Origin of the sequence: Stutzerimonas kunmingensis, assembly GCF_014764705.1 — a bacterium.
Classification (GTDB): domain Bacteria; phylum Pseudomonadota; class Gammaproteobacteria; order Pseudomonadales; family Pseudomonadaceae; genus Stutzerimonas.
Genome location: NZ_JACXXG010000013.1, coordinates 37812 through 52221 on the forward strand (window position 1 = coordinate 37812; position 14410 = coordinate 52221).

Annotated in this window: 11 protein-coding genes; 2 read left to right on the plus strand and 9 right to left on the minus strand. The window is 64.7% G+C overall.

From position 1 onward, the window contains the following. Positions 1-25: 25 nt before the first annotated feature. From IEG05_RS12100 to nirB, 3 genes are read right to left on the minus strand one after another with little or no spacing between them, the layout of a single operon-like run. Positions 26-2875: a nitrate reductase gene (locus IEG05_RS12100; RefSeq protein ID WP_191122108.1), complete on the minus strand. Its 2850-nt coding sequence runs from the start codon at positions 2873-2875 to the stop codon at positions 26-28. A gap of 43 nt (positions 2876-2918) precedes the next feature. Beyond that, positions 2919-3248 (minus strand): nitrite reductase small subunit NirD, encoded by a 330-nt coding sequence (gene nirD, locus IEG05_RS12105; protein ID WP_014820710.1) that lies wholly within the window; start codon positions 3246-3248, stop codon positions 2919-2921. A gap of 24 nt (positions 3249-3272) precedes the next feature. Beyond that, the gene (gene nirB, locus IEG05_RS12110) at positions 3273-5723 is read right to left on the minus strand and encodes a nitrite reductase large subunit NirB (RefSeq protein WP_191122109.1); all 2451 of its coding nucleotides are present in this window, start codon (positions 5721-5723) and stop codon (positions 3273-3275) included. A gap of 483 nt (positions 5724-6206) precedes the next feature. Between nirB and IEG05_RS12115 the strand changes: the two genes are divergently transcribed. After that, positions 6207-6515: a class I SAM-dependent methyltransferase gene (locus IEG05_RS12115; protein ID WP_191122110.1), complete on the plus strand. Its 309-nt coding sequence runs from the start codon at positions 6207-6209 to the stop codon at positions 6513-6515. A 3-nt stretch (positions 6516-6518) separates the two neighbouring features. On the opposite strand, the gene IEG05_RS12120 is transcribed toward IEG05_RS12115, so the two are convergent. After that, on the minus strand, positions 6519-8192 hold the full coding sequence (locus IEG05_RS12120) for a bifunctional protein-serine/threonine kinase/phosphatase (RefSeq protein ID WP_044315122.1): 1674 nt from the start codon (positions 8190-8192) through the stop codon (positions 6519-6521). A 67-nt stretch (positions 8193-8259) separates the two neighbouring features. Beyond that, on the minus strand, positions 8260-9471 hold the full coding sequence (locus IEG05_RS12125; RefSeq protein WP_014820706.1) for a nitrate/nitrite transporter: 1212 nt from the start codon (positions 9469-9471) through the stop codon (positions 8260-8262). A gap of 358 nt (positions 9472-9829) precedes the next feature. On the opposite strand from IEG05_RS12125, the gene IEG05_RS12130 reads away from it, so the two are divergent. Beyond that, positions 9830-10780: a 1-phosphofructokinase family hexose kinase gene (locus IEG05_RS12130; protein ID WP_191122111.1), complete on the plus strand. Its 951-nt coding sequence runs from the start codon at positions 9830-9832 to the stop codon at positions 10778-10780. Here the strand turns inward: IEG05_RS12130 and IEG05_RS12135 are convergent. From IEG05_RS12135 to IEG05_RS12150, 4 genes are all read right to left on the minus strand, one after another. After that, entirely contained in the window at positions 10764-11207 is a 444-nt protein-coding gene (locus IEG05_RS12135) for a thioesterase family protein (protein ID WP_125896455.1), read from the minus strand. The genes IEG05_RS12130 and IEG05_RS12135 overlap by 17 nt on opposite strands. A 226-nt stretch (positions 11208-11433) precedes the next feature. Then, positions 11434-12156: a hypothetical protein gene (locus IEG05_RS12140; RefSeq protein ID WP_191122112.1), complete on the minus strand. Its 723-nt coding sequence runs from the start codon at positions 12154-12156 to the stop codon at positions 11434-11436. A gap of 300 nt (positions 12157-12456) precedes the next feature. Then, positions 12457-13035 (minus strand): ANTAR domain-containing response regulator, encoded by a 579-nt coding sequence (locus IEG05_RS12145; RefSeq protein ID WP_023445173.1) that lies wholly within the window; start codon positions 13033-13035, stop codon positions 12457-12459. Between the two features lie 14 nt (positions 13036-13049). Continuing rightward, on the minus strand, positions 13050-14270 hold the full coding sequence (locus IEG05_RS12150; protein ID WP_191122113.1) for a CmpA/NrtA family ABC transporter substrate-binding protein: 1221 nt from the start codon (positions 14268-14270) through the stop codon (positions 13050-13052). Positions 14271-14410: the final 140 nt, after the last annotated feature.

Sequence of the window (14410 nt, forward strand, 5' to 3'; positions counted from 1 at the left end):
GGGGTAATCCTCGTCTTGGTTGGTATCAGAGAAGTGCGCGTTCCGGCTGGCTGGCCAGCAGACGCTTGATTTCGGGTACGCAGGAGCCACAGCTGGTGCCGCAGCCGAGCTCCTGCTTGAGGCCGGTCAGATCGAGACCGTGCTCGATGCCTGCACGGACCTTGCTCTGGCTGACGTTCATGCAGTTGCACAGAATACGGTCGGTGCTGATGGTTGCGCCGCCAGGTGGCGCGCTGAGTGGAGCCAGCAGCCAGCGACGCAGTTCGGCGTCGGCGCTGCCGCTTTCCCAGAGTCCGCGCAGCCACTGCCGGGCGGCGGTCTCGCCGGCCAGGCGCAACGCGACGATACGGCCTTCCTCGATGCGTACGCGCTTGCCGACCGCGCGACGCGGGTCGTCATAGGCCAGCACCGGGCCTTCGTCGAGGCCGAGCAGGCTGTCGATGGTGTCCAGCTCGGCAGCCGTTGGCGCCGCATTCCGGGCGGCGCGGATCAGCAACGCCGAGCGTTCGCGCCCGCCGAGGCTGAAACTGGCGTAGTCGAAGGTTTCGAACAATGGCCGCAGCGCCTCGAAGCGTCGCTGCACATCGCCCTCAACCAGCGCGAAGAACTGCCAGGGCAGTTCGACCTGTTCCACTTCGATGCCGGCATGCTTGAGTTCCGGCTGTTTCGACAGGGAGTCGACGCTGGCCAGGGTCAGCATGTTGCAGCCCAGCCCCTTGAGAAAGCGATCACCCCAGTGCATCGGCAGGAACGCCTGGCCGGCACGCAGGCTGTCGTCCTTCTGTACCGGCAGGATCAGGCTGCCGCGCCGGCTCTTCACCTTCACCAGCTGGCCGTCCAGCAGACGCCGGCGGCGCATGTCATCAGCGTTCATTCCGAGCAACGCTTCTTCGACATGGCCGAACAGCCGCGCCGCGGTGCCAGTGCGGCTCATGCCGTGCCACTGGTCGCGTAGCCGGCCGGTATTGAGCGTGAGCGGATAGCGCGCCTCGCGCTTTTCCTTCGGCGCCTGGTAGTGCTCGGCGATGAAACGGGCGCGGCCATTGGCAGTGGGAAACACACCGTCATCATAAAGCCGCGCGGTGCCTTGTTCGCTGCCTGGCGGAAACGGCCATTGCTGCGGACCGAGGGTATCGATCAGTGCGTAGCTCAGGCCGCTGTAGTCCAGATCGCGGGCGGCGGTGAGCGGCTTGTACTCCTCGAACAGCGCTTCGGCATTCTCGAAAGTGAACAGGCTCGGCTGGCCGGGGCGCAGGTGACGTTCCAGGCGTCGGGCGAAATCGCAGGTGATCGCCCAGTCCGCACGGGCTTCGCCTGGGGCCGGCACGGCGCGGCGCACGTGGCTGATACGACGCTCGGAGTTGGTCACGGTGCCTTCCTTCTCGCCCCAGCTCGCGGCCGGCAGCAGAAGGTCGGCGTGGCGGCAGGTTTCGGTGGTGAAGAAGGCTTCCTGCACCACGACGAAGGGGCAGGCGGCCAAGCCCTCATGGACTTTCTGCTGGTCCGGCAGCGACTGAGCCGGGTTAGTGCAGGCGATCCACAGCGCCTTGATCTTGCCGGCGCGCACCGCCTCGAACAGCTCGATGGCGGACAGGCCAGGCTGTTTTGGCAGCTGCTCGACGCCCCAGTAGTCCGCGACTTCGGCACGGTGTTCGGCGTTGGCCGCTTCGCGGTGACCGGGCAGCAGATTGGACAGGCTGCCGGTCTCACGACCGCCCATGGCGTTCGGTTGGCCGGTGAGCGAGAAAGGCCCGGCGCCCGGCTTGCCGATCTGCCCGGTGGCCAGGTGCAAATTGATCAGCGCGCTGTTCTTGGCGCTGCCGGCAGTGGACTGATTCAGCCCCATGCACCACAGGCTTAGAAAGCTCGGCGCCCCATGACGCGCAGGAGCTGCTGCACTCGGTGCGGCCGCGTTAAAAACCGGCTCGGGATGCTCATTTACTGCATGTAAACTCCGCTCCCTCGCCGTTTTTTGCCTTGCCGCCCCTTCGCTCGCGACGCTCCTGCGCGCCCTGGGTTTTCCAATCAGCCGTGCACAGGTTTGCAGATCATCTACAGAGATGCCGCAGAGGTCGGCGACCATCGCCGGGGTGTAATCGCGCACCAGGCTTTTCAGCGCATCGAAGCCTTCGGTATGGGCGTCGATGAAGCGGCGGTCGATCCAGCCTTCCCACATGAGGATATGCAGCAGCCCGTGGAACAGCGCGACATCGGTGCCCGGCAGGATCGGCAGGTGCAGGTCGGCCAGCTCGCTGGTGTCGGTGCGCCGCGGGTCGACGACGATGATGGTCATCTCCGGTCGCTTCGCCTTGGCTTCCTCCAGACGGCGGAACAGCACCGGATGCGCATAGGCCATGTTGCTGCCGACGATCAGCAGGCAGTCGGCCTGCTCGATGTCCTCGTAGCTGCATGGTGGGGCGTCCGCGCCCAGGCTGCGCTTGTAGCCGACCACCGCCGAGGACATGCACAGCCGCGAGTTGGAATCCAGGTTGTTGGTGCCGACTAGGGCACGGGCCAGTTTGTTGAAGGCGTAGTAGTCCTCGGTCAGCAGCTGGCCGGAGACATAGAAGGCGATGCTGTCCGGGCCGTGCTCGCGGATGGTCTCGGCGAATACCCTGGCCGCGTGCTCCAGGGCACTGTCCCAGTCGGTACGGCTGCGCGCCAGGCCCTTGCCCAGACGCAGCTCGGGGTAGAGCGCGCGAGCGTCCAGATCGCCGGTCAGGTGCAGGGTCGAGCCCTTGCTGCACAGCTTGCCGAAGTTGGCCGGATGGCTGGGGTCGCCGGCCACATCGAGGATGCGCTCGCCGTCGTGCTCGATCAGCACGCCACAGCCGACACCGCAGTAGCAGCAGGTCGAGGCGGTTGTCATACGCATGGCGTCGTCTCCTGGGAAAAGGTGCTGGTCAACTGCGGTGTGTTCAGGCCGCGCATTCCTTGCGCTGGTTAAGCGAAAGCTGCACGCGACCATTCTCGACGCGCGCCTCGTGGCGGTGGGCGCAGCCGACGTCGGGCGCTAGTGCTTCGCCGCTTTGCAGGTCGATCTGCCAGTTATGCAGCGGGCAGGCGACCTGCTTGCCGTAGACGATCCCCTGCGAAAGCGGGCCGCCCTTGTGTGGGCAGCGGTCGTCGAGGGCGAAGACCTGATCGTCCGAGGTGCGGAAGATCGCGATGTCGCCCTTGGGGCCGGCGATGATGCGCGAGCCGAGCGGGTTGATCTCATCCAGTGCGCAGATATCGAGCCAGTTCATGCGGTGTCCCTCCAGATCAAGTTCTCAGGCGTTTTCCAGCTGCTTGACGGCGATGCGGTCGAATTCCTTCTTCAGCTGCGGCTTGGAAAGTTGCTCCTGCCACGGGTCCTGCTCGAAGGAGAGCGAGAACAACAGCCGCTGATGCAGCGCCTTGCGTCGCTCGGCGTCGTCCAGCACGGCCTTCTTGATGTGATCCATGCCGACGCGCTGCATGTAGTGCACGGTGCGCTCGAGGTAGAAGGCTTCCTCGCGGTAGAGCTGGAGGAACGCCAGGCTGTATTCCATGACCTCCTCGGCGCTCTTCACCTTGACAAAGAACTCGCCGGCCTCGGTCTTGATGCCGCCGTTGCCGCCGATGTACAGCTCCCAGCCGGAGTCCACACCGATGATGCCGACGTCCTTGATGCCGGATTCGGCGCAGTTGCGCGGGCAGCCGGAAACGGCCAGCTTGACCTTGTGCGGCGACCACATGTTGAACAGCGCGTGTTCCAGGTCGATGCCCATCTGCGTGCTGTTCTGCGTGCCGAAGCGGCAGAACTCGCTGCCGACGCAGGTTTTCACGGTACGGATGGATTTGCCGTAGGCGTGGCCGGAGGGCATGTCCAGATCCTTCCACACGCCCGGCAGGTCTTCCTTCCTGATGCCCAGCAGGTCGATGCGCTGGCCGCCGGTGACCTTGACCATTGGCACCTGGTACTTGTCCGCCACGTCGGCGATGCGGCGCAGCTCGGAGGCGTTGGTGACGCCGCCCCACATGCGCGGCACGACGGAGTAGGTGCCGTCCTTCTGGATGTTGGCGTGGGCGCGCTCGTTGATGAAGCGCGATTGCGGATCGTCCTTGGCCTCGCCCGGCCAGGTGGAGATCAGGTAGTAGTTCAGCGCCGGACGGCAGGTGGCGCAGCCGTTCGGCGTGCGCCATTCCATGAAGGCCATGGCCGCCGGAATGCTGGTCAAGTGGTGCTCGCGAATGGCCTTGCGCACCTGGCCGTGTTTAAGGTCGCTGCAGCCACAGATGGCCTTCTCGCTCTTCGGCTTGACGTCGGCGGCGCCGCCGACGGTGTTGATCAGGATCTGTTCGACCAGCCCGGCACAGGAGCCGCAAGAGCTGGCGGCCTTGGTGTGCTTTTTCACCTCGTCCACCGAGAACAGCCCGTGTTCCTGGATCGCCTTGACGATGGTGCCCTTGCACACGCCATTGCAGCCGCACACTTCCATATCGTCGGGCATGGACATGGCCTTGCTCTGGCCCTGGTGGCCAGCGTCGCCGATGGCGCCTTCGCCGAACATCAAATGGTCGCGTATCTGGCCCACGTTCTGGCCTTCGCGCACCTGGCGGAAGTACCAGCCGCCGTCGGCGGTGTCGCCATACAGGCAGGCGCCGACCAGTACGTCGTCCTTGATCACCAGCTTCTTGTAGACGCCGCCGATGGGGTCGGAGAGGGTGATGGTCTCGGTGCCATCGCCGCCGATGAAATCGCCGGCCGAGAACAGGTCGATGCCGGTGACCTTGAGCTTGGTCGAAGTCACCGAGCCCAGATAGCGGGAAAAGCCGAGCATGGCCAGGTGGTTGGCGCAGACCTTGGCCTGTTCGAACAGCGGTGCGACCAGGCCATAGGCGGTGCCGCGATGGTTAGCGCATTCGCCGACGGCGTAGATGCGCGGGTCGTAGGTCTGCAGGGTGTCGTTGACCAGAATGCCGCGATTGCACGGGATGCCGGCCTGTTCGGCCAGTTCGCTGTTGGGGCGGATGCCGGCGGCCATCACCACCAAGTCGGCGGGGATCACGTCGCCGTCCTTGAACTTGACCGCGCATACCCGGCCTTCGCCGTTGTCGAGCAGTTCGGCGGTGTGCTTGGGCAGGAGAAACTTCAGGCCACGGCTTTCCAGCGCGCTCTGCAGCAGGGTGCCGGCAGTCTTGTCGAGCTGGCGCTCCATCAGCCAGTCACCGATGTGCACCACGGTGACGTCCATGCCCCGCAGCTTTAGGCCGTTGGCCGCTTCCAGGCCGAGCAGGCCGCCGCCGATGACCACCGCGTGTTTGTGGGTCTTGGCGGTTTCCATCATCACTTGGGTGTCGGCAATGTCGCGGTAGCCGATTACGCCCTGCAGGTCCTTGCCGGGAATCGGCAGGATGAACGGGTTGGAGCCGGTGGCGATGAGCAAGCGGTCGTATTCCGCCTCGCTGCCGTCATCGGCGATCACCCGGCGTTTGACCCGGTCAATCTTCACCACCTTGCGGTTGAGCATGAGGCGGATGCCGTTCTCGGCGTACCAGTTCAGGTCGTTGAGCACGATCTCTTCGAACTGCTGTTCGCCGGCCAGCACCGGGGAGAGCAGGATGCGGTTGTAGTTGGGATGTGGCTCGGCGCCGAACACCGTGATGTCATAGAGCTCGTTGGTGAGCTTGAGCAGTTCCTCAAGGGTCCGCACGCCGGCCATGCCGTTGCCGATCATTACCAGTTTGAGTTTCTTCATGCCCGTTCTCCGTGCCAGCTGCCGTCCGGCCTGCTCGAAATTTTTCAACAACAAAAAAGGCGTCCCACCGGTTACCCAGTGAGGACGCCTTTGTCCGTGTCCCGCTCTGTCGGGAGACCTGCCGCTCCACGTTGAGGGTCAGGTCGTAATGATTCTTCGAGGTTCTGCTTTGCAGAGGTTATGCCAATTTGCAAATACACCAATTTTCAAGGGCTTGAGCGGTTGATGGGGCGTTGGCCGCGGAGCATCGTTGCACTGATATGCAGCGGCTTGCGCCCTGATGGTGCGAATCGCCATCGAAGCGACTCCAAAAACGCCGTTGACAGGCTGCGGCCAGCTTTCTAAAGTTTCGCCCATGCGCCGATTTAGTCAGCTACTTGCGGGGCGCCTGGAGCCGATGGCTTCGAAATACCGCTAAAGCGCTGGTTCCGGTGTCGCCTCCCACCGCTGCCCAGCGGAATCCTCGAGGCGGAAGTTGAATCAATGAACGCAAAGCACGCCCAGTTGCGCCTGGCCCCGATCACCAGCGGCCTACACCCCAGCAATCCGAAAATCCTCCTCGGCGGTACTCACCAGCCATCTCTGTTGCGCTACCTCGAAGGTTGGCCGCGACGTCATCGCAAATCCCGCGCCCTGCTTATCCAGTTCGCCACGGCCGACGAGTCGCTGGCGCGTTTTGCCACCGACAGCTTCGATCTGGCCGTGATTCAGGCACCGACCGCTGAGCGCCTGGAAGAATGCGTGTGCGAGCTGACCCGGGTGGCGCGCCAGGGGCTGATTACCCGTCGCTGAGCGTCAAGCGCCTTTTATCAGCAGCACGACCAGCAGCAGGTTGAGTAGCAGCGACAACAGCGCCATGCCGCGCCATACCTTGAGCGGCTCACGTTCGAGCAGGGGGCGCAGCCGAAGGCTGGCGCTGCGCTGTTCGCCCTGTTCCAGCTCAAGCAGCCATTGCTCGGCGGTTTCGAAACGCTGTCGTGGATCGACCGCTAGCACGCGGGCGAGACTTTCCTCCAGCCAGGTCGGCACGTCCGGGCGATAGCGGCTGGCCGGTGTCGGGTTGCCGAAGCGTGGATGCTGGAAGGCTTCGATCTCGCCGTAGGGGTAGTGCCCGGTCAGCAGGTAATACAGTGTCACGCCGGTCGCATAAAGATCCTGCGCTGCGCTGGGTTCGGCCCCTGTGAATGCCTCCGGGGCAATGAAACTCGGGGTTCCGGGCAGGTGATTGGGCAGGTCGCGAGTCAGCCCGGGGCAGAACGCCAGGCCGAAATCCAGGATACGCAGCTCGCCGTCCTCACCCAGCAGCAGGTTTTCCGGCTTGATGTCACGATGAAGGATGTTGCGCCGATGCAGCATGCCCACCGCGCGGATCAGCCGGGAGGCGACCTGCAGCAAATCGGCCAGTGGCAGCGGGCCGTCTCGTTCGAAGCGTTGCGCCAGGGTCGTCCCGCTGTACTCGCGCTGCACGTAATAGAGGTGTTGGCGTTCTGGCAGCGGATGCAGTTCGGCGAAGTTGCGCCCGGCAACCCGGCGCATGAACCATTCTTCCTGGAGCAACGCCGGTCCTGCGTCTGCCTCGTCCTGCCGGCTGGGTGGCAGCGTCTTCAGCAGCCAGGCCTGGCCCTGAGCATCTTGCACCCGATAGATCAGCGACTGCCGCGACTCGTGCAGCAGTGCATTCACCTGCCAGCCCTCGAACAGCTGGCCGGGGCGCAGCTTCGGCGGCAACGGCCAATGATCGAGCTGGGCGAGGGCGTCGGCCAGCACCGCTTCGGGCAGGGCTTCGACGCGCAGCAGCAAGGCACTGGCGTTGTCCTGACTGCCGCTCTGGTGCGCCAGATTGACCAGCGCCCGTGCCGCGGCGCCTAGGTCGGGTTGATCGTGCAGGATATGCGCGATGTCGCGTTCGGGGACGCAGGACCAGACGCCGTCGCTCAGCAGCAGGTAGCTTTCGCCTTCTTGCAGCTCGCCGTCGAGGTAGTCCATCACCAGGTGCTGATCCAGTCCCAGCGCACGCTTGAGCACATGCTGCATGCCCGACTGCTCCCAGACATGGTCTTCGCTGAGTCGCTCGAGCTGGGAGCCGTTCCAGCGGTAGGCGCGGCAATCGCCAACATGCGCCAGGGTGAAGCGGCGACCGCGCAGCACCAGTGTGGTGAGGGTGGTCAACAGCGGCTGGTTGCCGCCGTTGGCCTGCAGCCAGCGGTTGTGCGCGACCAGCACGCGGTCGAGTGATTGCGCGACGGCCCAGGTCTCCGGCGTCGCGTAATAGTCGAAAGCCAGCGCCTGCAAGGTCGCTCGCGCAGCCAGGCCGCCATCGGCGCACTGGCTGACGCCATCGGCCAGCGCGAACAGATAGCCCTTGCCGGTTGCCAGCCCGGGCGCCGGGGTGACGATGCGTATCGCATCCTGGTTTTCCGGGCGCGGTCCGGCAGCGCTGGCCTCGCCATAGCTCAATCGCAGGGGCATGGTCGTTCTCGAATGACTGCGTACTGCAGCAGAGCAATATTCGCGCCCTGCAGGGTCTGCGTGGGCATCACACCCGCGCCGCGGTTACCGCAGCAGAACCCCAGGTGGTGCGCCAGCGACGCTTGACGCCATAGAGACCGAACCAGGCGAGCACGCCGAGGCTGGCGAATAGCCAGAGGCCGAACTGGTAGTCACCGGTCGATTGTTTGACTGCGCCAAGCCCGGCGGTGAGCAGAAAGCCACCGATACCGCCGGCCATGCCGACCAGTCCGGTCATCACGCCGATTTCCTTGTTGAAACGCTGCGGCACCAGCTGGAACACCGCTCCATTGCCGGCACCGAGGCTGAGCATGGCGACCACGAACAGTGCAAGGGCTGCTGTGGAACTCGGCAGGTTGAAGCCCACCGCAGCGATACAGAATGCCGCGACGGTGTACATCACCAGCAGCGCGCGAATGCCGCCGATGCGGTCGGCAAGAGCGCCGCCAAGGGGTCGCAGCAGGCTGCCGGCGAAGACGCAGGCAGCGGTGTAGTAGCCGGCCTTGACCGGGTCGAAGGCGTACTGGTCGTGGAAATAGCCGGGCAGGGTGCTGGCCAGGCCGAGAAAGCCGCCAAAGGTCACGCTGTAGAAGAACATGAACCACCAGCTGTCGCGGTCGCCCAGCGCCTTCATGTAATCGGCCAGCGACTTCGGCGCCGGGCGGTTGGGCGCATTCTTCGCCACGCTGGCGAAGATGATCAGGGTGAGGACCAGCGGGATCAGCGCCAGGCCGAATACGTTGTTCCAGCCGAAGATGGCCGCCAGGACCGGCGCGAACAGGGCCGCCAGCACAGTGCCGGAGTTACCGGCACCGGCGATGCCCATCGCCTTGCCCTGGTGCTCTGCCGGATACCACTGTGAGGCCAGCGGCAGCGCGACGGCAAAGGATGCGCCGGCCATGCCGAGGAACAGGCCGAGCAGCAAAGCCTGCTCGTAGCTGTGGATGCCATGCAGCCAGGCGACGAACAGCGCGACGATGACGACGCTCTGGCCAAACAGCCCCGCGGTTTTCGGCGATGTGCGATCCGCCAGGATGCCCAGCGCCAGACGTAGTACCGCGCCGGCGAGGATCGGCGTGGCGACCATGAAGGCGCGTTGCTGGGTGGTCAGGCCGAGATCGGCGGCAATCTGCACACCCAGCGGGCCGAGCACGTACCACACCATGAAACTAAGGTCGAAGTAGAGGAAGGAGGCAAACAAGGTCGGCGCGTGGCCGGCTTTCCAGAAACTCGTGCTCATTGGATCGGCTCCAGGGCGTTCGTGACGCGGCGTTGGCCGCTAGGGCTGCTCAGACCGCCCCCTCGTCGAGGCGGAAAACAAAAAGGCGCCGCAGCACGCCTGCCGGAGCAGGTGTGGTGCGACGCCTTTGTCGTGATATTGCAGACCGCCGTTGGCCTGCCTGAAGCGGAACTAGCATCTAGCGTGCCAGCCTGCGGAGGCCGCCAATTCTGTGCGTTCGGCGTGGCTAAGCAGATGCCGCACGACGACAAAGCGCACAGATAGCGCGCAACCGCGCGCCAAATCAGGGCAAGGCATCTCGTAAAACCCAAGGCGCGCTTGCTGTTAGTCTTGAGCGGCTTTTGCCAAGGAGCGAGCGATGCCCCTGATTGCGACCCTGACTCTTAATCCGGCGATGGACCTTTCCGTCAGCACTCCGCGAGTGATCAGTACCGAAAAGCTGCGGTGTTCGCTGCCGCGCCACGACCCGGGTGGCGGCGGGATCAACGTGGCGCGGGTGGTGAAGACGCTCGGGGGCAGGGCGATCGCCATCTATCCGGCTGGAGGGCCCTTTGGCGATCTGCTGCAACGTTCGCTCGACGAGCTGGGTCTGGTGCATCGTCCGGTATCCATTACTGGCGATACCCGCGAGAGCTTCACTGTCGATGAGCTGGGCTCAGGCCTGCAGTACCGTTTCGTGTTGCCCGGTCCGACGCTATCCGCGCAGGAACTTCAGCGTTGCCTCGACAGCCTCGCAGCGCTGCAGCCAGCGCCGGCCTATGTGGTGCTGAGCGGCAGCTTTCCACCCGGCGTCAACCTGGGTTTCTACGACGAGCTGCTGGCATTGACGCGCGGTATCGGTGCGCGGCTGGTCGTCGATCTGTCCGGCGAGCCATTACGCCGCGCCGCCCGGCAGGGCGGTGCATACCTGATGAAGCCGAGCCTCGACGAGCTGTCCAGCCTTGTGGGCTACCCCATCTCCAGCGAGGCCGAACAGGAGGCAGCGCTGCGCCGCCTGATCGCTCAGGGCTGCGCCGAAGTGGTCGTGTTGTCGCTGGGAGCCCAGGGCGCGCTGTACGCCTGTGGCGATGAGCTGCGGCGCCTGCCCTCGGCGGATGTCCCGGTGGTAAGCGCAGTGGGTGCGGGTGACAGCATGCTCGGCGCCATGGTGCTGGCGCTGGCCGAGGCGCGCTCGCTACAGGATGCGGTGTGCCGGGGCATTGCCGCGGGTGCCGCGACGGTAATGCGTCCGGGCACCGAGCTGTGTCATCGCGAGGATGTCCAGCGGTTGCTGCAATCTGTGGCAGACGCCCCTATTCGATCCGGTTGACCCGCGGAAACTTGCCGGCGAACGCCTCGGGCATGGCGACGACGCGGCTTTGGCCATAGTCGTAGAAGACGAAACCGGATTTGGCCATGGCGATCAGTGTGCCGTCGGCAGGGCGGGTGATGCGGAAGATGATATCGCCGCCGTACTTGTTGAAATCCATCACCCCGACCTCGAACAGCAGCGCATCACGGGCATGGGCTTCGGCTTTGTAGGTCGTGGCAAGGTCGGTCACGATGATCCCGGCGCCATCCTGACGGGTCTCGGCTACCCCGTAGGCGAACAGGAAGCGCGCCCGCGCCTCGGAAATCATCGAGATCATCGAATCGTTGGCCAGATGGTTGCCGGCGTTGATGTCGGTGATTCGTACAGTGAGCTGGGTGGAAAAGCAGTACTGGTCTTCCGGGAAATGCAGGGTAAGACGCGCCATGGGTCGCTCGGTAATCGGTAGAAGGCGCGCATTCTAGCGTTGTGTTCTTCGCCGGGGTTAGATGCGCGCTCGTGGCTGCAGTCTTGACCGCGAATGAGCTGGCACCGGGCGGCCCCATTTGCGGCCGAGGCGCTTCTAATGGAAACCCGCGTGTAGCGGATCCTGCACGTAGCCATGCTTTGCCGGCCGCCAATGGAGCGGAGACCGGCCCCGCAACCTCTATCCGTCAGCCCGCCCGATGCAAGCCACGCTGCGCCTGTGCGCCACTGTGCTGCAGACGCTGCCGGATCAACTGCAGGCGCGCGTCGATGAAGGGAGTGACAAGGGCAAAACACTCGGGCGGGCTCAGCCTCGGTTGGGCTGCATGTATCACGCTGCGCTCCAGCTTGCCGACCAGCCGCTTCAGCTCCATATCGGTGTCTGTAACCATGCGCCGACAGAGTGCTTTCAGGCGCTTCTGCAAGGCCGGCGTGCAGCCGCCCTGATTCGAGGCGACGACGCAGAGGCCGCGCAGGCGTGCCACGTCTTCCAGTTCGCGGCAGGCGCGAGCGGCTTCGGCGGGTTCGTTGCTCGACATCGGCGCCCGCTTCTCAAGCGCATCGATAAGGGTTTCGATCAGAGCGCAATGCCCGTCGAAATCGGCAGGGTTGTTGCGCAGAACCAGCCAGCCTTCGGTTATCGAATACGCATCGGGCAGGGCACTGCGCTGTTGCAGACGTTGCGTCAGGCTTGTCGCCAGCGCGCAGCGCAGCGCTACCGCAGTGGGTTCGCTCTGTACGCCCAGACCGCGATGCTGTTGCAGCAGGCGGAGAATCTCCAGATCTTCCTGAACTGCCAGCAGGCGCAACTGCGCTACGCGTCGGGAATGTTGTGCGCTGGCCATGCCGTTCAGATAGTGGCCCAGCATCAGCAGTGCACAGGCGATCGCCAAGGTCGCGGTGATGGTCATTCTGCAAATCCCTGAAGTGAGCGCGCGGCACTGCCGCGCGGGCAACAAAAAAGGCGTCCGGACCGGCATGTCGAAACATGCGGTGCAGGGACGCCTTCGTCTTTGCCGGACGCCTTCGTTGGCTCGGCCAGCCCATCTAGCAAGCTGCTTGCCAGCCTGCCGCTTGCTGCAGGCTTTCGGCTGAACGCCGCGTCGTGGCGGATGGCGGCGTTGCAGCTGTCTCACGGTCCATGCCGAGGGACCGAGAGCACGCTCGCCGATGGTGCGTTTTGTCGAGCGGTTGCACTGCGGGCGGGCAGCTCACTGCCCAAGCAGCTCGTTCATGGCGATGATCTGCTCGGCGACCTGGATCAGCTTCTGCTGGCGACTCATCGCCTGGCGGCGCATCAGGGTGTAGGCCTCTTCCTCCTTGCAGTCGCGCATCTTCATCAGCATGCCCTTGGCCAGCTCGATGCGCTTGCGTTCCGCGAGTTGCTGCTCGCGGGCCTGCAATTGCGCGCGGATCGCCTGGTCGGTCTCGAAACGCGCCATCGCCACATCGAGGATCGGCTTGAGCCGCTGGGCCTGAATGCCCTCGACGATATAGGCGCTGACCCCGGCGCGGATGGCCTGACGCATGGCGTCCGGGTCACTGTCGTCGGTGAACATGACGATGGGTCGTGGTTGGTCGCGGCTGACCAGCACCACCTGTTCCAGCACATCGCGGCCCGGGGAGTCGGTGTCGATCAGCACCACGTCCGGGCGAATTGTCTCGACCCGCTCGGGCAGATCGATGGTCAGGCCGGATTCATCGATGACTTCGAAGCCGGCCTCGATCAGCGCGCTTCGCAGGCGCCCGATCTTGCGTGGGGTGTCGTCGATCAGCAGGATGCGCAACATGCCTGATCTCCTGCTCAAAGTGCAGCCACCATGGCCTGATCGGCCATGGCGTGCAGTGGGAAGCTGCGGGCGTAGGCTGCCGGATCGCTGCCGTCCCAGGTCTTGCCATCCATCAGCGTGGCGCTGCGCATGGGCGACTCCGGCACGGTGATACCCAGCGCTTCCGCAGCCTGTCTGTACAGCTCGATCTGTTGCACCTGGCTTGCAACCAGCTGGTAGTCCGGGTCCTGGCGCAACAGGCCCCAGCGCCGCAGCTGGGTCATGAACCAGAGGCCGTCGGACAGGTAGGGCATGTTCGCCGCGCCATCGGCAAAGAAGCGCAGCGGGTGTTGGTCATTCCAGGCGTTGCCCAGCCCATCCTGATACGAGCCGAGAAAGCGTGATTCGATGGCTGCCAGCGGCGCGTTGACATACTCGCTCCCGGCAATCAGATGTGCGGTGCTGCGGCGGTTTTCCTGGCTCTGGTCGATGAAGCGACTCGCTTCGAGCACCGCCATCACCAGTGCGCGCGCGGTGTTGGGGTACTGCTCGACGAATGCGCGGGTGCAGCCGAGCACCTTTTCCGGATGATCCGGCCATATCGACTGGCTGGTCGCGAGGGTGAAGCCGACCCCCTCGGCGATCGCCTGCGCGCCCCAGGGTTCGCCGGCGCAGAAACCGTCGATGCGCCCGGCCTGCAGGTACGCCACCATCTGCGATGGCGGCAGCACCAGCGTCCGCACATCCTGCAGCGGGTGGATACCATTGGCGGCCAGCCAGTAATAGAGCCACAGCGCGTGGGTGCCGGTGGGGAAGGTATGCGCGAGAGTCAGGCGTGCACCGCTTTGGCGCACGCTGTTGCGCAATGCCTCGGGATCGGTCACGCCGGCAGCCTTGAGCGGGGTCGACAGGTTGATGCTCTGGCCGTTCTGCGCAAGCCCCATGAGCACCGCCATATCCACGGCGCGGCTGCCGCCGATTCCCAGGTGCACGGCATATATCAGTCCGTACAGGCCGTGCGCTGCGTCCAGTTCACCGCCGATCAGCTTGTCGCGCAGGCCCGACCAGGAGTTCTGGCGGTGCAGGTTGAGCGTCAGGCCGAAGGGCTGGGCGAAGCCCTGGGTGGCGGCGACGATCAGCGAGGCGGCATCGGTAAGTGGCAGAAAGCCCAGGTTGAGCGAGCTCTTTTCCGGTGCATCGCTGCCGGCGACCCAGGCCAGTGCATCGTGGCGGGGCGACGTGGAGGGTTCGGTCATGCTGTGGGCCTTTCGATTGCGAAGCGTGCGGCACAGTCAACCGTGCGCGACGGATCAGGAGTGGTCTATGCCAAGCCTGAAGCAAGCGATATGCCAGCGAGAAAGTGGTGCGCCATGCGGTGCCCGTGCACCGCGTTGGT

Bases quoted from the DNA above. Each gene is read 5' to 3' on its own strand.
- IEG05_RS12100 (WP_191122108.1), bottom strand. From the start codon at position 2,875: ATGCGTATGACAACCGCCTCGACCTGCTGCTACTGCGGTGTCGGCTGT.
- nirD (WP_014820710.1), bottom strand. From the start codon at position 3,248: ATGAACTGGCTCGATATCTGCGCACTGGATGAGATCAACCCGCTCGGC.
- nirB (WP_191122109.1), bottom strand. From the start codon at position 5,723: ATGAAGAAACTCAAACTGGTAATGATCGGCAACGGCATGGCCGGCGTG.
- IEG05_RS12115 (WP_191122110.1), top strand. From the start codon at position 6,207: ATGAACGCAAAGCACGCCCAGTTGCGCCTGGCCCCGATCACCAGCGGC.
- IEG05_RS12120 (WP_044315122.1), bottom strand. From the start codon at position 8,192: ATGCCCCTGCGATTGAGCTATGGCGAGGCCAGCGCTGCCGGACCGCGC.
- IEG05_RS12125 (WP_014820706.1), bottom strand. From the start codon at position 9,471: ATGAGCACGAGTTTCTGGAAAGCCGGCCACGCGCCGACCTTGTTTGCC.
- IEG05_RS12130 (WP_191122111.1), top strand. From the start codon at position 9,830: ATGCCCCTGATTGCGACCCTGACTCTTAATCCGGCGATGGACCTTTCC.
- IEG05_RS12135 (WP_125896455.1), bottom strand. From the start codon at position 11,207: ATGGCGCGTCTTACCCTGCATTTCCCGGAAGACCAGTACTGCTTTTCC.
- IEG05_RS12140 (WP_191122112.1), bottom strand. From the start codon at position 12,156: ATGACCATCACCGCGACCTTGGCGATCGCCTGTGCACTGCTGATGCTG.
- IEG05_RS12145 (WP_023445173.1), bottom strand. From the start codon at position 13,035: ATGTTGCGCATCCTGCTGATCGACGACACCCCACGCAAGATCGGGCGC.
- IEG05_RS12150 (WP_191122113.1), bottom strand. From the start codon at position 14,270: ATGACCGAACCCTCCACGTCGCCCCGCCACGATGCACTGGCCTGGGTC.